This is a genomic window from Bacillus sp. BC08 (genome assembly GCF_054326875.1).
Genome location: NZ_JBTGPA010000031.1, coordinates 364306 through 383168, shown reverse-complemented (window position 1 = coordinate 383168; position 18863 = coordinate 364306). Strand labels below are relative to the sequence as shown.

At 33.5% G+C, this 18863-nt stretch carries 24 protein-coding genes and 2 pseudogenes; 8 read left to right on the top strand and 18 right to left on the bottom strand.

The window, feature by feature from the left end:
* Nucleotides 1-2: 2 nt before the first annotated feature.
* Together ACXVYO_RS12620 and ACXVYO_RS12615 are read left to right on the top strand one after the other, a co-directional pair.
* Entirely contained in the window at nt 3-848 is an 846-nt protein-coding gene (locus tag ACXVYO_RS12620; protein WP_458467280.1) for an SDR family oxidoreductase, read from the top strand.
* A gap of 39 nt (nt 849-887) precedes the next feature.
* Nucleotides 888-1406, top strand: coding sequence for a GrpB family protein (locus ACXVYO_RS12615; protein ID WP_458467279.1), 519 nt, complete (start codon nt 888-890; stop codon nt 1404-1406).
* 72 nt (nt 1407-1478) lie between these two features.
* On the opposite strand, the gene ACXVYO_RS12610 is transcribed toward ACXVYO_RS12615, so the two are convergent.
* From ACXVYO_RS12610 to ACXVYO_RS12585, 6 genes and pseudogenes are all read right to left on the bottom strand, one after another.
* Nucleotides 1479-1859, bottom strand: a complete 381-nt coding sequence (locus ACXVYO_RS12610) for a DUF4181 domain-containing protein (RefSeq protein ID WP_000108055.1) — start codon at nt 1857-1859, stop codon at nt 1479-1481.
* Nucleotides 1860-1880: 21 nt separating this feature from the next.
* Nucleotides 1881-2338: pseudogene (locus ACXVYO_RS12605) on the bottom strand (NUDIX domain-containing protein).
* A gap of 7 nt (nt 2339-2345) precedes the next feature.
* Nucleotides 2346-2657 (bottom strand): annotated as a pseudogene (locus ACXVYO_RS12600) (DUF4181 domain-containing protein).
* A gap of 80 nt (nt 2658-2737) precedes the next feature.
* Nucleotides 2738-3562: a PP2C family serine/threonine-protein phosphatase gene (locus ACXVYO_RS12595; RefSeq protein ID WP_458467278.1), complete on the bottom strand. Its 825-nt coding sequence runs from the start codon at nt 3560-3562 to the stop codon at nt 2738-2740.
* Nucleotides 3546-4097 (bottom strand): HIT family protein, encoded by a 552-nt coding sequence (locus ACXVYO_RS12590; RefSeq protein ID WP_458467277.1) that lies wholly within the window; start codon nt 4095-4097, stop codon nt 3546-3548. The genes ACXVYO_RS12595 and ACXVYO_RS12590 overlap by 17 nt, the downstream gene beginning before the upstream one ends.
* 40 nt (nt 4098-4137) lie before the next feature.
* Nucleotides 4138-4305, bottom strand: coding sequence for a septum formation initiator (locus ACXVYO_RS12585; protein ID WP_270344207.1), 168 nt, complete (start codon nt 4303-4305; stop codon nt 4138-4140).
* Between the two features lie 247 nt (nt 4306-4552).
* Here ACXVYO_RS12585 and ACXVYO_RS12580 point away from each other — a divergent pair, with 247 nt between their 5' ends.
* Complete coding sequence (locus ACXVYO_RS12580) at nt 4553-4732, top strand: hypothetical protein (RefSeq protein WP_458467276.1); 180 nt, start codon at nt 4553-4555, stop codon at nt 4730-4732.
* A gap of 49 nt (nt 4733-4781) precedes the next feature.
* Here ACXVYO_RS12580 and ACXVYO_RS12575 read toward each other — a convergent pair whose 3' ends face one another.
* Nucleotides 4782-5618: an ABC transporter permease gene (locus tag ACXVYO_RS12575; RefSeq protein WP_000095064.1), complete on the bottom strand. Its 837-nt coding sequence runs from the start codon at nt 5616-5618 to the stop codon at nt 4782-4784.
* Nucleotides 5611-6816 carry a quaternary amine ABC transporter ATP-binding protein gene (locus ACXVYO_RS12570; protein WP_088030224.1) on the bottom strand — a complete coding sequence of 402 codons (1206 nt, stop codon included), beginning with the start codon at nt 6814-6816 and terminating at the stop codon, nt 5611-5613. Before ACXVYO_RS12570 ends, ACXVYO_RS12575 begins: the two co-directional genes overlap by 8 nt.
* Nucleotides 6817-6986: 170 nt before the next feature.
* Between ACXVYO_RS12570 and ACXVYO_RS12565 the strand changes: the two genes are divergently transcribed.
* Nucleotides 6987-7844, top strand: a complete 858-nt coding sequence (locus ACXVYO_RS12565) for a glycine betaine ABC transporter substrate-binding protein (protein ID WP_458467275.1) — start codon at nt 6987-6989, stop codon at nt 7842-7844.
* Between the two features lie 44 nt (nt 7845-7888).
* On the opposite strand, the gene clpP is transcribed toward ACXVYO_RS12565, so the two are convergent.
* Complete coding sequence (clpP, locus tag ACXVYO_RS12560) at nt 7889-8470, bottom strand: ATP-dependent Clp endopeptidase proteolytic subunit ClpP (RefSeq protein WP_458467274.1); 582 nt, start codon at nt 8468-8470, stop codon at nt 7889-7891.
* Nucleotides 8471-8491: 21 nt separating this feature from the next.
* Entirely contained in the window at nt 8492-9178 is a 687-nt protein-coding gene (locus ACXVYO_RS12555) for an RNA polymerase subunit sigma-70 (protein ID WP_458467273.1), read from the bottom strand.
* A gap of 143 nt (nt 9179-9321) precedes the next feature.
* On the opposite strand from ACXVYO_RS12555, the gene ACXVYO_RS12550 reads away from it, so the two are divergent.
* The 3 genes from ACXVYO_RS12550 (at nt 9322) to ACXVYO_RS12540 (ending at nt 10850) form a co-directional block, all read left to right on the top strand.
* Nucleotides 9322-9642, top strand: a complete 321-nt coding sequence (locus tag ACXVYO_RS12550; RefSeq protein ID WP_001125374.1) for a 2Fe-2S iron-sulfur cluster-binding protein — start codon at nt 9322-9324, stop codon at nt 9640-9642.
* Between the two features lies 1 nt (nt 9643).
* Nucleotides 9644-10309, top strand: coding sequence for a ribose 5-phosphate isomerase A (rpiA, locus tag ACXVYO_RS12545; protein WP_458467272.1), 666 nt, complete (start codon nt 9644-9646; stop codon nt 10307-10309).
* A 106-nt stretch (nt 10310-10415) separates the two neighbouring features.
* Entirely contained in the window at nt 10416-10850 is a 435-nt protein-coding gene (locus ACXVYO_RS12540) for a GNAT family N-acetyltransferase (protein WP_458467271.1), read from the top strand.
* 117 nt (nt 10851-10967) lie between these two features.
* On the opposite strand, the gene ACXVYO_RS12535 is transcribed toward ACXVYO_RS12540, so the two are convergent.
* The 8 genes from ACXVYO_RS12535 to ACXVYO_RS12500 all read right to left on the bottom strand — a co-directional run bounded on the left by ACXVYO_RS12535 (nt 10968) and on the right by ACXVYO_RS12500 (nt 17176).
* Nucleotides 10968-12335 (bottom strand): lytic polysaccharide monooxygenase, encoded by a 1368-nt coding sequence (locus ACXVYO_RS12535; protein ID WP_458467270.1) that lies wholly within the window; start codon nt 12333-12335, stop codon nt 10968-10970.
* Between the two features lie 354 nt (nt 12336-12689).
* A complete protein-coding gene (locus ACXVYO_RS12530; RefSeq protein ID WP_458467269.1) occupies nt 12690-13886 on the bottom strand; it encodes a macrolide family glycosyltransferase in 1197 nt (398 codons plus the stop codon).
* Between the two features lie 85 nt (nt 13887-13971).
* Nucleotides 13972-14649, bottom strand: coding sequence for a formylglycine-generating enzyme family protein (locus ACXVYO_RS12525; protein ID WP_458467268.1), 678 nt, complete (start codon nt 14647-14649; stop codon nt 13972-13974).
* Nucleotides 14650-14681: 32 nt separating this feature from the next.
* Nucleotides 14682-15200: a DNA topology modulation protein gene (locus tag ACXVYO_RS12520; protein ID WP_458467267.1), complete on the bottom strand. Its 519-nt coding sequence runs from the start codon at nt 15198-15200 to the stop codon at nt 14682-14684.
* Between the two features lie 21 nt (nt 15201-15221).
* Nucleotides 15222-15608, bottom strand: a complete 387-nt coding sequence (locus ACXVYO_RS12515; protein ID WP_458467266.1) for a ribosomal maturation YjgA family protein — start codon at nt 15606-15608, stop codon at nt 15222-15224.
* Between the two features lie 65 nt (nt 15609-15673).
* Nucleotides 15674-16381: a class I SAM-dependent methyltransferase gene (locus ACXVYO_RS12510; RefSeq protein WP_458467265.1), complete on the bottom strand. Its 708-nt coding sequence runs from the start codon at nt 16379-16381 to the stop codon at nt 15674-15676.
* Nucleotides 16382-16402: 21 nt separating this feature from the next.
* Nucleotides 16403-16756, bottom strand: a complete 354-nt coding sequence (locus tag ACXVYO_RS12505) for an MmcQ/YjbR family DNA-binding protein (protein ID WP_458467264.1) — start codon at nt 16754-16756, stop codon at nt 16403-16405.
* Between the two features lie 15 nt (nt 16757-16771).
* A complete protein-coding gene (locus tag ACXVYO_RS12500) occupies nt 16772-17176 on the bottom strand; it encodes a GNAT family N-acetyltransferase (protein WP_458467263.1) in 405 nt (134 codons plus the stop codon).
* 299 nt (nt 17177-17475) lie between these two features.
* Between ACXVYO_RS12500 and ACXVYO_RS12495 the strand changes: the two genes are divergently transcribed.
* On the top strand, nt 17476-18861 hold the full coding sequence (locus tag ACXVYO_RS12495; protein WP_458467262.1) for an S-layer homology domain-containing protein: 1386 nt from the start codon (nt 17476-17478) through the stop codon (nt 18859-18861).
* Nucleotides 18862-18863: the final 2 nt, after the last annotated feature.

The following is an 18863-nucleotide window of genomic DNA, read 5'->3' as shown; positions in this document are numbered from 1 at the left end:
AAATGAATAAAAAAATCGCAGTTATTACCGGGGCATCAAGTGGTTTCGGTCTATTAACAACACTTGAGCTTGCAAAAAAAGACTATTTGGTCATTGCTACAATGCGAAACCTTAATAAACAAGAAGATTTAATATCTCAAGCTACTAAAATCAACTTACAACAAAACATAAAAATTCAACAATTAGATGTAACCGATCAAAACTCTATACATAACTTTCAATTATTTTTAAAAGAAATAAACAGAGTAGACCTTCTCATTAATAATGCAGGATATGCACATGGGGGCTTTGTAGAAGAAATTCGAGTAGAGGAATACCGTAAACAATTTGAAACGAACCTTTTTGGCGCTATTTCAATCACTCAGCTTGTTTTACCTTATATGAGAGTACAAAAAAGCGGAAAAATCATTAATATAAGCAGCATCAGTGGTCAAATTGGATTCCCTGGTCTATCCCCTTACGTTTCTTCAAAATATGCATTAGAAGGATGGAGTGAATCCCTTCGTTTAGAAGTAAAACCGTTCGGAATAAATGTTGCTTTAATAGAACCAGGTTCTTATAGCACAAATATTTGGGAAGTTGGTAAACAACTAGTTACAAACCAATCTAATACATCTTCTCCTTACAAAGAATATATGGATAAAATACAAAAACATATTAATAGCGGCAGTGAGACGTTTGGTAATCCGATAGATGTTGCTAATAAAATCGTAGAAATCGCTGAATCTAAGCGTGCGAATTTACGATATCCGATTGGAAAAGGTGTAAAATTTATGATCATTGCGAAGAAGATTCTTCCATGGAGATTGTGGGAATACCTTGTTTTGAGAACTTTCAAGAAAATGTAATAGACTTTTGAAAACCATTTTGAAAGAGGTGCGAATCAAATGTTAGGTTTACCGTATGGGAAAGTGTTTTTAGTTCCGTGGACTGAAGAATGGGAAATTGAGTTTATAAAAGAGAAACAATTCATTGAGGAACAAATTAGCGAACATATTTTAGCGATACACCATATTGGTAGTACCTCTATTCCACATCTAAGTGCAAAGCCAATTATTGATATTGCAATCGAATTAAAAGATTATAAGGACGGTTTAAAATGTATTAAAAAATTAGAACTACTAAACTATAAATACAGAAAAGATGTACTGCCTGAACGATACTATTTTAATAAAGGAGAGCCAAGAACTCATCAAATTCATATGTATGAACAAGGAAATACATATTTAATAGAACAATTACAATTCAGAGATTACTTAATAAACAACAAAACTTCTCGTATACAGTATGAACAGTTAAAGATTCTACTTTCACAAGCTAATCCTAATGATAAACATCGATATGCTGAAGATAAAACAAATTTCGTTACAGCCATATTAGCAAAAATAAATGATGAATTTAAATAAGAAACCATTTACTACTAAATGGTTTCTTATTTATTAGTTAACTATTGATTTGTACCATCAATAATCACCTTATTATGCAGCAGGTGGAACGAAATAAACTAGTATTGAGATCATCAATATAAATGCAACCATTCCCGTTATCGAAAGTATATATTCTTTTGATTCTCTATCATACTTCCATTCCATCCATGCTCTTAAAGTACATGATATCCCTAAATAAGTGAACATGACATAAGCCATTTTAGAGTTTTCAAATTTAAACATATAATAACAACTACCTATTATATAAATAATAATAAGCCCTATTTCTAATTTTACATGTAAACTATTCACATGCTTATATCCAAAGAAGCCCCTTATCTCCATATTCAATTTTCTTCTTAAAAACTGTTCTAAGAAATATCCACCAATACCCAGTCCGATAATAATCATCAAAATTGTAGAGGTACTCATTGTTGTTCCCCTCCTATTACTTTATTTATTTTTAGAAATAAAGTGGACTATATTTCGGTTATTCTCCTCTAAATAACTTACAATCCCTTCAGGATACGTTCGTTTCTCCTTTAATTCGTCTAGACTTTTCCAGATTAATATAATATCTTCATGTTCTTTATGTCTTATTTCATTTGTAATTATCTCTTCAACCGTTCCCCAATGTATCAATGTGCAATGATGTCCTTTTTCGTTGTTCCACTCAAAAATATGCTCATTTACAATGGCTAATTCTTGGACATCAATCTTCAAATCGTATTCTTCCATTAATTCTCGTATTATCAATTAGTTTCACCAAATTCGATAGAACCGCCTGGAAAACGATAAAATGTTTCACTTAAATCACATTGTACAAGTACTTCAGAACGATCTTCATTTAAAATCATTACTTCAGCACGTAATTTAGGTATTTTTATTTTGTCTCCCCATTCATTCCACATAGGATTATTAAATCCAATAACTATAAAAGAAAAGATTAATCATAATTCCTGTTATTATTAATAATGGAACTGTTCCTAAAGAAATGACATATTCCCTCGATTCTTTATCATATTTCCACTCCATATATGATTGAAAGCAGTATAAGGTTATTAAAAATAATATGGGTAAATTACTAATATAAATAGGATTTAAAGTTGCACATATCATCGTAACAATTATATAAGAAATAATAAGAGCTCTAGTGCCCCATTTATGAGCTTTATTTACATATTTACTATTCTAGCCAGTTTGTTTCGGTATATTTAATTTTTTTCTCACTACTCTTTCCAAAACAACTAAGAATATGATCCATAATACTAATAAAATCCCTTTAGCTAAAAGCAGTGATGTCTCCTCCTTTACCTTTTATCCGGCTGATCACTCGGATACGTAGCATTTTCTTTGTTTTCAACGTCCCAACTAATAATAGTCGCACTATCTCGTCCGAATTGATAATGAACGTGCTCTAATACATGATGAACACTTTCTTCAAGGTCTATTGTATTTCTGTTCATATCGTTATACAGATTTAATGGTGTTTCATAGTGTCTTTCCCCGCATTCTAATACCCCATCTGTAACCATGACAATTCGATTCTTTCCAGTACGTAATTCACGAATGCCTGTTGAGTAGCAAGGAACTGGTAAATGAAATGTATTTACATTTCCTATCCATTCGTAAAACTGACGTTGATTTAATGCATATTGTCCTAACTTATGTAGCTCTTCATGAAATACATAAACTAAACAATCACCAATAGATAACCACCATATATAATTTTCTTTTCTTACACATATTAAGCAAGCAGTTTCACCTTTAATTTTTTGGCACTTTTCTTTAAATGAAGTGGACTGAAAAATTGTAAGTATATGATTTTCAACAGATCGAAATACTGTATTAATCGATTCATTCATTATTACTTTTATATTTTCATATTCTTTTTGGATTGTATTTACTACTAAATCAACACTTTCCGCACTATTATGTCCATCTAAAATAGCTGCAAATTCCCAATCCCCATTCGACCAAACTAACGCACCATCTTCGTTCTTTTTAGCTCCAGCACTTATATTCCCACCATATGTACCGAGTACGATATCACCATATTGTTTTACTGAAACTTCGTCTAAACACATCTTCGTATTTCCAACCCATGAATATTGTCTATTATTTGTTGTATGCATATTCACTCACCATATACTTTCGTATTCTTTCGCATAGTTTTTTGATTTTCTCTGCGCCACCATATGGCGCACCAGTCCATTTCGCTACTTCAGTTGGTGACCAAAACTCTTTGGGTGTATTTGGATAACGCGGTATAATGTGCATATGCATATGTGGTACACCATTCCCTGAAACAAAAGTGTAAATATGTTCTGCACCTTCACTTTCTTTTAGCGCTTTACTTATTCTACTTGTTATAAGTCCGAACGTTTTCGCTTCGTCATCTGTTAATTCAGCAAGGCCAAGTACATGTCTTTTTATATCTATCATTACATAACCAAGGTATGTTTCTTCGCTATCCCAATGGACATGTCCCACGTAAACGAGCTCATCTTCGTAAATAGCTCCACCTGGAACTGTAATGTTTCCTCTATGTTTTTCGCAAATAAAACATTTTTGTTCTACTTGATTGTTTGTTGACATATCCTTCACCATCCTTTTTATTAATAATATCATAAAAAAAGGAAAAACAGGATTTATATTCCGAAAATTCATTCTTTTAATTAGGCATTTTTTGAAATAAATTTAAAACTTACTATTTCTTCAAAAACGCAATTCCTATTACTATTCCAATCACAATTCCTATTACTAAATTATTAGTAAAGAATCCTTGAAACACACCGATTACAACCCCTATACTGACACCGATTGCCAATGCATCATTCCTTTTATTATTTTTAGCCACAATTGCATCTCCTCTCATCATTTCTCCCTAAATAACATACATTTACTTGAATGTATTAATATATTCACTGTTTCACTTGAATATTTCTAAAAAATGTACTTTAACTTCACATATAATATTTTCCATTTTCTGTACATACTCCTTTTATAATGAAAAATTTCAAGTAACCATTAATTATATGTAGGCATTTAATATAAGAACGATTCGAATGCATACTCGCTGGAATCCAAATATAAATCAACAATAAGTGTATTTCCCCCATACTATGAAGAATAAGCTGCATCATGATTCTCAATATATGATGCAGCGTATCGCAAGTCTTGAAAACCAATTAGCGAAATTAATCTCATTAATCGAAGAAAATAATCATTTAATTAAGTCAATGGAACAGAAACAAAACCAAGTTTGTGCCCCAGCTGGCGGTTCTGTCATTGTTCGTATGTAATCTATTCAAACAAAAAAACACACTTTGTATAATAAAGTGTGTTTTTTCTTTATCTTCTTTTTTGATGAAAACCTTGTGTAATACGGTCTAATATAATCGCAATGACAACAATAGCTAGTCCAGCTTCAAATCCCATTCCGATATTTACTTGTGTTACAGAGCGGTATACATCAACCCCAAGACCTGGTGCTCCTACAAGAGATGCTGTTACTACCATAGATAAGGAAAGCATAATGCTTTGGTTCACACCAGCCATGATCGTTCCAGTTGCGAGTGGTAATTGTACTTTAAATAATTTTTGTGATGCAGTAGAACCAAACGCATTTGCTGCTTCTATTAAATCTTCTGGAACTTGTCTAATTCCTAAGTCAGTAAACCGAATTGTCGGTGGCATCGCAAAGATTACTGATGCAATAATCCCAGGTACTACACCTACTCCGAAAAATGTAATCGCAGGAATAAGATATACGAAAGCCGGCATTGTTTGCATAAAATCTAATGTCGGTTTTAAAAATTTTGAAAAGCGTTCATTTTGAGAAGCTAAAATTCCAATTGGGATTCCTACAATAATTGAAATAATAACAGACGTAAGTACAAGTGCTAATGTCTGCATCGTTTGTGCCCAGTAGTTAATATTTAAAATAAATAATAAACCGATCAGTGTAAAAATAATTAAAGACACTTTTCTCGTTGTGTACCAAATGAGGAAACAAAGGATAATAATCATCAATATGGCCGGTATTATTGTTAAAAAATTAGTGAGTAAATCAACGAATCCGCCGATAATATAAGAGAATCCTCGGAATAAGCCTTCAAGGTGCTCATATAAACTTGCAACAAATGAGTCGACCCATTCCCCTAATGGAATACGTGGTATACTACTCATCGTCTTTCACCTCTTCCTCAATATTACCTGCAAGAGCTTGAATGACACTTTCGCGTTTAATAATTCCTCTTAGCCTTTTCTTCTCATCGATTACTGGTAACGGATATTTCATCTCCGCCATTTTCGCATACGTTTCTTCCAGTAAAGTATCTACATACACGTGCGGGATATCGTTAAGCAATAAATCAGCAATTGGCCATTGCTTTTGTACTGCTTTACTCGCATCATCTGCAGTTAATATCCCTAAAAACTCATATTTTTTGTTAACAACATATACAGTAGAAACACCTGCATTCCTCATAATTTGAAGTGCTACACGAGGTCCACGATCAATCAATAACGTCTCTGGTCGTTTTAATATAGATTCCGCCGTAATTACTTTTCCTAAATTTACATCCGCCACGAATTTCTCTACAAATTCATTGGCAGGACTCATCATAATTTCTTCTGGTGTTCCAATTTGAACAACTTCTCCATCTTTCATTAACGCAATTCGATCACCAATTCGAAGGGCTTCATCTAAATCATGCGTAATAAAAATAATTGTTTTTTCCATTTTATCTTGTAATTCTAACAGTTCATCTTGCATTTCTTTTCGAATTAGTGGATCTAATGCACTAAATGATTCATCCATAAGTAAAACATCTGGATCATTCGTAAGTGCTCTTGCAATGCCAACACGCTGCTGCATACCACCACTAAGTTGACTAGGATAATTATCTTTATGATGGTCTAATCCAACTAATTTCAAAGACTCTAACGCTTTTCTCTCTCGTTCCTCTACTGGAACTCCTTGTATTTCTAATCCATATGCAACGTTTTGCAAAACGGTACGATGCGGGAATAGAGCGAATTTCTGAAACACCATACTCATCTTCGTTCTTCTCACTCTTCGTAACTCTTCTTTCCCCATTGTTGCGATGTCTTCACCATCTATGTATATATGCCCCGCTGTTGGTTTAATTAGTTGATTTAACATACGAACTAACGTTGATTTCCCGCTACCAGACAAACCCATAATTACAAAAATTTCTCCCGTATATACTTCGAACGTTGCCTTTTTTACACCAACATTCATTCCTGTCTCTTTCAAAATTTCCGATTTGCTTTTTCCTTCTTTTAATAAGGTAAGCGCTCTTTGCGGGTGTTTCCCAAATACTTTTGTTACGTTTTCAACACGCACCTTTGTATTATCCATGTCACTACTCCTTTTCTACCCATCTATTCACATAGTGTTGCGATTTTGCAAAGAAATATTACATAAAAATGACATTCATAAGATTTATTTAAAATTCTCGTTTCCGTTCATAATAAGAATGCTTACTTATACATTTATTTAAAAGGCAAACGTTTCTTAGGAGGTTCTCAATGAAAAAGAAAATATGGCTTATATGCCTTGCATTATTTATTACTATGATTTTCTCTTCATGTAATGCAACAAATGCAAATTCGAAAGGAAAAATTAAACTAGGTGTAACAAGTTGGAAAGAAAACATTGCAACGGCAAATATGTGGAAAGTTCTATTAGAACAAAAAGGCTACAAGGTTGAACTCATGTACTTAGAAAAAGCGGCAATTTGGACTGGCGTTGCTCGCGGTGATGTTGATGCTAATTTAGAAGTGTGGCTACCCGTTACGGATAAACCGTTAAATGCTCGTTATAAAGATGACATTGTCTTAAAATCCAAATGGTATGAAGGTACTGGACTTGGCCTCGTCGTCCCTTCTTATATGAAAAACATTAACAGTATTGAGGATTTAAATGCACATAAAGATGAGCTAGATAACAAAATTGTCGGAATCGAGCCCGGTAGTAGTCTTATGAATTTAACGAACAAAGCAATGAAGGAATATGATATTAAACTAAAACTTGTCCAATCTTCTGAAGCTGCGATGATGAGCGAACTAAAGAAAGCATATACGAAGAAGAAACCAATCGCTGTTACGCTTTGGAATCCGCATTGGGGCTTTTCGGAATTTGACTTAAAATATTTAAAAGACCCTAAGAAAGTATATGGTGAAAAAGATGACATTTATTACTCTGTTCGTAAAGGTTTCGAAAAAGATCATCCGGATATCATAAAATACTTTGACAAATGGCAAATGAACGATGAACAGCTTGGTACATTAATGGTCATGTTAAATAAAACGAAAGATCCTGAAGAAGCGGCGCGCAAATGGATTAAAAAGAATCAAGCGCTAGTTGATGAATGGGTAAAAGATTAATAAAACAGGCTAGAGGGTTAGCATATCCTCTAGCCTGTTTTATCTTATTTTTTCGTAACAACATCATCTACAATCCCATATTCTTTCGCTTCTTCTGCAGTCATAAAATAATCTCTTTCTGTATCATGTGCTACTCTTTCAATTGATTGCCCTGTTTTTTCTGCAATCATTTTATTAATATCACGCTTTAACTTTAGTATTCTTTTCGCTGTGATTTCAATTTCTGTTGCCTGACCTTGCGCACCACCAAGTGGCTGATGAATCATAATTTCACTATTAGGGAGTGCAAACCGTTTCCCTTTTGCACCTGATAATAATAACAATGCACCAAATGATGCTGCAAATCCCATGCATAGCGTTTGTACATCTGGTTTAATGAGATTCATCGTATCTAATATGGCAAAACCTGCTGTCGTTGAGCCGCCTGGGCTGTTAATGTATAAAAATATATCTTTCTCGGCATCTTCCGCTTCTAAAAATAATAATTGAGCTACGACACTACTTGCTAATTGATCATTTATTTCTGAACCAATAATAATAATGCGGTCTTTTAATAACCTTGAATATATATCATAGGAACGTTCTCCTAATTTCGTTTGTTCTACTACATATGGAATTGCATTCATTTTTAATCCCTCCAATAATTGTTATGCCGCGCAAAGCATACAACTGTAGGAAGAAGGTGTTTTTGCATGAAATAATAAGACTGGCTGTTTAGATGGTAACTTAGTAAAATCTATTGTCGGAAGAAGCTTTGTTAACAATTCCGGTTTTTCCTCACGAATAGATGTTACTACAACTTCAATATCATCTGTGAATTCTACAATCTCAATCCCTTCTTCACTTACAGTTTTCAGCCTATTTCTACTCCGAAATAAAGAAGCTTTTACTGCACCTTCTGTTACGGAACATACTTTAGCAATATCAGCGATACTATACTGAAAAACATCCTTTAATAATAAAATTGTGGATTGTTGTACATTGAGTAACGATAATACTTTCCCTACCATTTCATGCAAATCTGCAATGTTCTCTTGTGGTTCTTCAAAAGTAATTTGGTCCTTTATTTTTTCATGAACTGATTTTGATTTCATCTGGTCTATCCAACGATTTCGAGCTATTTTATATACAAGCGTCATACAAATATCTTTATTACTATATTTTTGAAGAACTTTACAAATTGTTTCTTGGGCAAGGTCTTCACCGTCCCATTTGTTTTTCGTTAAAAATGTACAGTACCTTTTTACCTCTTCGTATTGCTCAATTAAAAAATTTATATTTGAATGATTCGTATCGATATGATTTTTAAACATATGAGTTACTTTTGTGCACAAAATAACCACTCCTTTTCAGCGCTTACTTAATTAACGATTCAACAAATAAAAAAGTTACGGGGCATATAAAAAAATTATGTTTATGTTTAATAATTCGCGGTCATAAATATGTTATGTACAATTTTACTTGAGGAGGAACAATTTTGCCAAAATTAACAATTGAAGGTGCGGGAACTTTTGATGTAAAAGAAGGCACCAAATTAGTATTAGCGATTGAAGATAACGGTGTACACATTCTCCATCGCTGCGGCGGGAAAGCACGCTGCACAACTTGTAGAGTAGAAATTATAGCAGGTGAGTTTTGTGAAGCTGGTTCTAATGAAAAAAATGCGATTACGGAAAAAGGAATTGAAGATCACTTACGTTTATCATGCCAAATGCACGTACATAAAGATATAGTCGTTCGCCCTATACTTACAGTAGAAAATTCAGGTCTTGATGCAGGCCCGCGTCCAGCAGAATAATATGCTAAATTTAAAACAGCTCGCAGGTGAATATGCTGCTAACTTTGTAAAAGAAGGGATGAAAGTTGGACTAGGCACAGGTTCTACTGTATATTGGACGATACAAAAATTAGGTGAGCGTGTAAAGGAAGGCTTATCATTTCAAGCTGTACCAACTTCAAAAGAAACGGAATCTCTAGCTAAACAACTTTCTATTCCATTAATCTCCTTAAACGAAATTGATATACTCGATCTTACAATCGATGGTGCAGATGAAATTGATTCAAATTTACAGCTTATAAAAGGCGGCGGTGGCGCATTACTTCGTGAAAAAATCGTTGCCTCATCTTCTAAAGAACTAATTATCATTTCTGATGAATCAAAACTCGTAACGCATTTAGGTACATTCCCATTACCTGTTGAAATTACACCTTTTTCATGGAAACAAACCGAAAGGAATATTCAATCTTTAGGTTGTCAAACAACGTTACGTTTAAAAAATAATGAAATGTTTATTACCGATAACAATAATGTGATTATTGATTGTGTATTCCCTCAAAACATAACGCATCCCGCCAATTTACACACTAAATTAAAAATGATTACAGGCGTAGTTGAAACAGGGTTGTTTATTAACATGACTAATAAGGCAATTATTGGAACAAAAAATGGGATAAAGGAACTATAATGAAGGCTGACTCTTACAGTCAGCTTTTTATATTTTCTCTTTATAGCGCGGTATTATGATATACTATGAAAACAAAAGCACATCACGCTAGAAAGGGCTGAACAATTTGCACTCCAAACTCATAACAGAACTTACTGATTTAGAAACTGCCTTTCATATTCGAAAAGAAGTATTTGTAAAAGAACAAAATGTCCCTCTTGAAGATGAATTTGATACATTCGATGAAATCAGTGACAAATGTAAACACATTTTAGTTTATTATAACGAACTTCCTGTAGGTACAGGTCGTATACGATTTGTTGACGGTGCAGGAAAATTAGAACGTATTTGTATTTTAAAAGACTATCGTAAATACGGATTAGGAAAAGTAATAATCAAAGCGCTAGAAGAAATTGCTCGTGACAAAGAAGCAACAAAAGTAAAACTACACGGTCAAACACAAGCTGAAGGATTTTATAAAAAACTAGGTTATCAAACTTCTTCAGATGCATTTATGGAAGATGGTATTCCGCACGTTCTTATGACGAGAGTATTATCATAATAAAAAGGGTAGTATATGAATTCATATACTACCCTTTTTTATTAATAGAAAAGTGAATTCTCAAGATTTCCTTTTGCATCAAAGCCCATCATCTCTTAGTTCATACCTAGATAAAGCTTACACTGTTTTCCATAATGATAAGGCATAAATCCAGTTTGGATCCCCATTTCCTTTATAACTCTGGACTGCTTCATATACTTTACCCTCGTGTAGAACTCTATCTCCCTTTTCATATACTTTCTTTGCATCCCACTCTTCATATGAAACGCTTTCAGTTTTTGTAGTAATTGTGAACATATCACTCTGTACAGATTCATTTCCAGCTACATCAACAGCTTTCACTACATATTTATAAGTAGTATTAGGCAGTAAATTTTTATCCATATAAGAAGTCGTATTGGATGTTGCAATCTTTTTCATTGATCCTTCTGTTTCTCTATAAATATCGTAATGGTCTACACCAATATTATCGTCAGATGGACTCCACATTAAATCTACACTTGACGCTGTCGTTCCCATACTATGTAATCCTGTTGGTTGTGTTGGTACTTCTGTATCAGGAGCCTCAACTGTTGTTTTTACTGAAAGTGCTGTACTTTCTTTCGAGACATTTCCAGCTGCGTCAATTGCTTTTACAGTATACGAATATTCTGTACTTGGTTTTAATTTTTTATCAATAAAATGAGTTCCTGGGACTGTGTCAATCATCTCTCCGTTACGGAAGATTTGATACCCTTTTATCCCTACATTATCCGTAGAAGGATTCCATGTTAGTTCTATACTATTCGATGTTACTTTTTGTGCCTGAATTCCATTTGGACTACTTGGAGCTTCTATATCTGGTTTCACATCATTGATAAGATTAACATCAATTACATTATAGAATGCATTTGCTGTATCAGCTACATCCCATACTGCTAAAATCACATGGTATCCACTTCTATCAGTAGGTACATTAACTTTGTGAGTTAAATGATTTGAAGCTGCAGAACCATCATGTTGTACAGTTCCAATTGGTTCAAAATCTGCTCTTGTAAGCGATTTATTTGGGTTCCATCCTTTTTTGGTAATATAGTAATGCCATTTACTCGTTAAGTGAGGTGCTGTATATTTCCAAGTAAAACTATTTTCTCCGCCTGTGATTGTATTTTTAAACCAACGATTTTCAGTTTGTTGATCTAAAATACCGCCAAACTTTCCGCCTGCAGAAGCGATTTGTCCATCAACTGGGCCACCTTGCGGGAATCCTTTTGGTGCTTCTAAGCTTTGCGGTTCATACATAACACTTCCGCAGTTTACATTTAGTGCGCCATAAGTTGGACTACATAAAGCAGATCGGCTGGCAGGCTTTTCAACAAAACCGTGTGCGTATGCGTTTTGAGGAATAAGAGTCGTGCCAATAATCCCAGCTGTTAATGCAACAGCTCCTAGACTTTTTTTGTTCATTTTCATGTTTTGTAGTTGTTTTAATAATCGATTATTCATGTTCCTGTCCCCTTCTTGTTATACTTTGTAGTGTAATTTGGGCTTCGATGTAAAAGAATAACAAGAGACAATCTTGTATCGATGTATGTATTAATTATGCATACACCGCAGTGAAAATACATTTCATTTCTTGTGAAATATTTCACTTGATGAATATATCATGACATAGAAATCATCAAAGTATGTGCAGAAGTTGTGCAGAAATGATGAAAGCATTAGTAACACGTAAAACTATGGTCCGAATTTATAAAACAGAATATTTAACATTTCAAAACAACGAATTCTCCGCTTCATATAAAAGAAGAGTGTCTATATCATTTCATATAGACACTCTTCTCATGTATAATTTTCTATTTATAACTGACCTACAAATGTAGAAATTTCATCAACAGCTTGTTTATACCCACCGGATTTTCGGAAAGACTCCTTCAAATTCAAAGCAACTTCTTTAAATGAAGGATTATTTAATATGAGTTCTACACTTTCACGTAGTTGTTCTTCAGTTAGTTCCTTCATTGACAACTTAACCCCAGCTCCAAGATTCTCCACTTGCTTTGCGATAGCTGGCTGATCTGCACTTTGCGGAATTACAATAAGCGGAATCCCGTTATATAGTCCTTCATGTGTACTGTTCATCCCACCATGTGTAATAAATAACTTTGTATATGTAAGTAGTTTTGTTTGTGGTACATAATTTTTCACAATGAAGTTTTTAGGAATTTTACCTAAATCACTTATTTTCGTTTTATTGCCAATAGACATCACAATAGTATAATCACTATTCTCAAACGCCTTCATACATAGTTTATAAAAATCAAGGGATTCATTAAAAACAGTACCTAATGAAATGTAAATCGGGCTTTTTTCTTCAATTGCAGTAAAATCAAACTCTTCATTTTTCACTTGTGTAGAGATAGATGGACCTACAAATGTAAATGTTTCATCAAACATATCTCCAAAAGGTTGGAACTCCTTTATTGTATACACAATAGTAAGTGGCGCTGGATTACAGAAAACTTCATACGGCGAGTTTATTTTAACTCCGTATTTTTCCGCAATTCCCTTTGTTAAGCTTTCAAAATCATTATGTATCCTATCTTGATCTTCCACTGGGATATTTTTAGACAAGTGGGCTAACATTTGTTCAAATGCTTTTTCATCCTGTGCAAAAGATGCAGAAGAATTTATTGCTGGAAGCTTTAGAATTTGAGAAATTATATGGCCACAGCCAAACATCGAATCGTGAATAATATAATCAAAATGTTCCCCTTCAATTTGCTCTAGAACACTAGGTATCACAACATCCACTGTATGCAAAAGGCCGTTAATTCTTTCTAATAAATAATTTCGACCACCGGAAAGAAAAGCTTTTATAAACTTTTGCTCGTCAATTGTTCGTACAGTAGCACCTGTCTTTTCAATACACTCTCTAAAAGATTCTATTGAAAAATAAATTACCTCTTCCCCACGTGAAACTAATTCTTCTACGACTTGCAATGTTGGATTTATATGTCCTTCTGATCCAGTATTAATGAATAAAACACGTGCCATTATGAACACTCCTTACGTCAAATCTTGTCTATTATGTTAAGAATATAGATACTCTCCAAACACTTTGTTATATACCATGCTTTTATTAAATTGACCTTGCAAGCCTAAATCCAAGATCATCTATATGAAATGTAGGATGGCTACGCCGGCGACAAGTCGCCCCACAACCTCTAGCTTCTTCAGCCCAACTACCGCCTCGGAAAATTCGGTACGATCCATATACCTTTTCATCATACAAATCATAGCACCATTCCCAAACGTTTCCTAACATATCATACAAGCCCCATGCATTCGGCTCTTTTTTTCCGACCTCATGAATACGTCCATCTGAATTTTCATTATACCAAGCAATTCCTTTCAGATCTCCATATATGTATCCAGTAGTTCCCGCTTTACATGCATATTGCCACTCTGCTTCAAAAGGTAATCGGTAGCCAATTGAATCTAAATTACAACTAACAATTAGACCATCATCACTAATAGAATAATATTCTTTTAATCCTGCTTTTTTTGAAAGTAAATTACAAAATACAATGGCATCATTCCAAGAAATATTTACAACTGGTTTATTTTTATCTTTGAATAAATTTGGTTTATTATTTGCAATCGCATCATATAATTCCATCGTTACAACGTACTTTGCTAGAAGAAATGGTTTAACTTGGACTTGCCATTCTTTTTTAATTCGATCATCTCTTAATACTACTTTTCCTTCTGGAATTTTCACCATATTAGAATCAACCGGGCCAATGAATCTATTCAATCCTATCCCCCCATGTTACTTCTTTTTATAATCTAACTATTTATGGTATCGTACTTCTCTAAAAATAGTCTTACTTCATTTGAGGATTTTAAAATAATAACTTCTTTATCTTTACTCAATTGATTTAGCCTCTTTAAAATTGAAGGTCGTTTTGTTTTAGGATATTCCCATATCCATTTAAAAAATTGCAAGTCAAACCTTTCCTCACATCCAGCACCCCTATCCGGTCTTGTTTTATTCCGATATTGTACAACCCTTTTAAAAGCACGATAAACACATATTGTTCTATGAATATCAAGAAAGATAATTGTATCAGCTGCGTTAATTCTTATGTTCATTGTCCCGCCATAATTCCCATCAATAATCCACTCATCTTCTTTAACTAATTCATTTTGAACCTTTCTTTGCTCCTCTTTCGGTACACCCTCCCAATTTGGTTTCCAAAATAACGCATCAAGATGATGTACTTTAATATTTAATTTATTTCCTAATTGCTTTGCTAATGTAGATTTTCCTGAACCACCAGAACCTATTAATATGGTTTTTTTCATAAATACCCCTTTTTACATCTCTTATTTCTTCCGTAATATAAACTCAAAAAGAAATCCTACTCCAACACCAATTGTATAAGCAACTAAATCACTCCACAAAAATCCGTAACCTAATACAAGTCCACCTAAAGTCTTTGCACGAATACTATCTACCCATTCAGCATGATACAATTGGCTCACTTCAATCCCGTAGCAAAATAGCAAACTAATAAAAGCCAATTTCTTCGTTTCTATTTTAGGAAATAAAAATCCGAATCCAGTAAAAATCATCAATGCCCATAAAGCATCGCCTAAGTAGTCATTTAATAGCTGAGGTAACGCAAAAGCCAACTTTCTAGAGCTAAGACCTAAAATAATTACAACGATAGTAAACAGTACATATAATAGTCTATTTCGTTTCGTTTTCATCTCAAGATCTCCTAATATGTAATTTGAAATTGTAAATAGGTAGTAAAATATAAAAATTTTACTACCTATTTTTTAATGGCTTTCGTAATAAGAAAATGTGGATTTGTATTTAGATAATGATATGATTTTTCGTTTACTTCCCTCATCTTTTCAATTGGCCTCGGTTCCACCATTTTTTCTAACACGAAATAATTTGTTGTTTCATTAATTATGTCTTGAAGTGACCTTCTAAAAAAGCTAACTTCTATTGTAATATTTGGTTTAACCCAAGTATCGACTAATAATTGTTTTTCGAAATAATTTTCACTAGTAAACTTTGTAAAATCCATAAAAGGATGATGAATGGAGTATATAAATTCTCCACCAGGCTTCAATACTCGGCGAAACTCCTGAAATACTATATTCCAATTTTTCAAGTAATGAAGCGTTAACGAACTTACAATAATATCAAATGTATTATCTTCAAATGGTAATACTTCTTGTAGGTCCTGACAAAGAAACTTTGCTTTATCACCCATACTTTCCTTTGCAGCTTTTATCATTTCAGAACTTACGTCAATTGCAGTAACGTTTGCTCCTCTTTCTACAAATTGAGAAGTATACCATCCAGCTGCACATCCAGCATCTAGTATACTCTTCCCTTCTAACTTCTTTGGAATCATCTCCATCATCGCTGGTCTTTCGTAATAACTGTTATATGGATTTGCCACATCTAAATTTTCTTTATATGTACTCGCTAATTTATCATATGTACCTTTGATCGTGTCTTTCAATACATCCACCCCTTATACATACTAATCTAATAACTCTTGCTGCTTTTTCTTTGAAAATGATTGTAGAACTAAATCATATGACCAATCAATCATCTTATTAATTTGCTCCTGCTCTACATCTTTATGTATATACACTGTATTCCAATGTTTTTTATTCATATGATAACCAGGAATTATGGTTTCTGGGAAGTCTTCTCTTAACCTTAGTGCAAGTTCTGGGTCACATTTTAATGTAATCGCAGCTTTTTCTCCTTCTTCATGATTTACAATCGCAAATATTTTATTATTAAGCCTCATACATGTTGCATTCCAACCATCTGGTGAATCTTCTGTTGCTTTTCTTTTCGATAAACAATATGTTCTAGTTGCATTCATTCTTATTGGCACCTCTTATTCTTTCACGATTTGATTACGATGCATTACAATTTGTTTCGTCGCTTGAAATTGCTGTTCGCCGTAAAACTTTATTAAATTCTCTCCGCAAAATAGACTAACAATATGAACATGAGATATCTCTTGAAGTAATATTGTAAGCATCTTCTCCCCAATACCTTGATTTCTTACACTCTTATGTACGACAACATCTTCTATGTACGCTCGAAAAACACCATCAGAAATAACTCTAGCAAATCCGATTAATTCATTTTCTTCCCATACTCCAATCGCTATACTATTTTTTAACATATTTTGAATATCGATTTCTTTTCTTTCTGGCCACCAGCCGACAGAGTCATAAAGTTTTTTTATTTTGCCTACGCAGATTGGTTGTTCATGTTGCAATTTATACGTGTACATTTACTTTCTCCCATCAAACTGCTCATTATATTTATTTTATCTTACTTTCTTCAATATAAAACTATAGAATCCATCTTGTTATGAAAACCTACATAAGATTAATTTATAATATCAATTTTACAATTGCAATCGTTACTCTCCTTTTCACATTCCTTATACTAAATATACAGGATAAAAGAAAACCAGTGAATAAAATACCAAAAGCATTTCTCATATACTATTTAACTATTAAAGCTTGAATTTTTTTCAAGAACTAGTAAAGTTAATTAGGTGAAAAATACATAAAGTGAGGCGATTTTTTGAAAAAGTTTAGTTTATTACTAACAGCATTTGTCATAATCTTATCGTTATGCATCCCTAGTTTTACAAGTGCTAAAGCTTTTCCAGATGTCCAATCTAATCATTGGGCAATTAAAGAAATTAACTATTTATCGGATAAAGGTATAATTAATGGTACTCCAGAAGGATATTTTAAGCCTAGCGATCATGTAACGCGTGGACAAATGGCCTTAATGCTAGATTTATCCTTAAAATTAGAAAAGCCATCTAGTTATAATCATATTTTTTCAGATGTAACTAAAGGTATCTATTATTACGATTCTGTACATAAGTTAGCACACAATAACATTGTACAACGTGAAAAAAACTACTTCCCGGATCGCTCATTATCTCGTGCAGAAATGGCTGTAGTTCTTGTTAAAACTTTTGATTTGAAACCTACAGGTGCCGACGTCAATTTCCCTGATGTTCCATCTAATCACTGGGGTTACAATTATGTCAAAATTTTAGCTCAAAATAATATCACTGCTGGATTTCCTGATGGTACATTTGGTCCAGATGTAAAAGTAACTCGTGAGCAATTCGCTGCATTCTTGGCTCGTGTATTAGAACCAAATTTCCGTCCAGCTCTTCCTAAGCCTAAAGGTAATTTAGAGGTTCATTATATTGATGTCGGACAAGGTGATGCTACTTTTATTAAATCCCCAAGTGGAGAAACTATCCTTATTGACGCTGGTAACAACGGAAAAGGTAAAGTAGTAGCAAATTATTTAAAAGGACTAGGATTCCAAACTATTGATTATATGATTGCTACGCATCCTGATGCTGATCATGTAGGTGGATTAGATGAAGTCCTTTATTCCATGAATGTAAAAAACGTTTACGCTCCTAAAGTAAGTCATACGACACAAACGTTTAAAGACTTCCTAACTGCAGTAGCAAACAAAGAATTAACAATTAAAGAAGCAAAATCTGGTGTAACTTTACCAATCAATGGTTTAAACTCACAATTTTTAGCTCCCGTTAAAGAATACGGTAACGATCTAAATGAGTGGAGTGCTGTATTAAAAGTAACACACGGTAGCGAATCCTTCTTATTCACAGGTGATGCTGAATCTAAAAGTGAGAAAGATATGGTTGCAACACATGGTTCTAACCTAAAATCAGATGTATTAAAACCAGGTCATCACGGAAGTAAGACTTCTTCTTCTCAGCCATTTTTAGATGCAGTGAAACCAAGTATCGCTGTGATTAGTGCAGGTGCAGGTAACCGCTATGGCCATCCTACGCAGGAAACTTTAGAAAAGTTGAATGCAATGTCTGTTAAGGTATATAGAACAGATTTAAATGGCACTGTAGTTATTAATAGTGATGGTTCAAATATTTCTGTAAGAACGGAGAGATAATT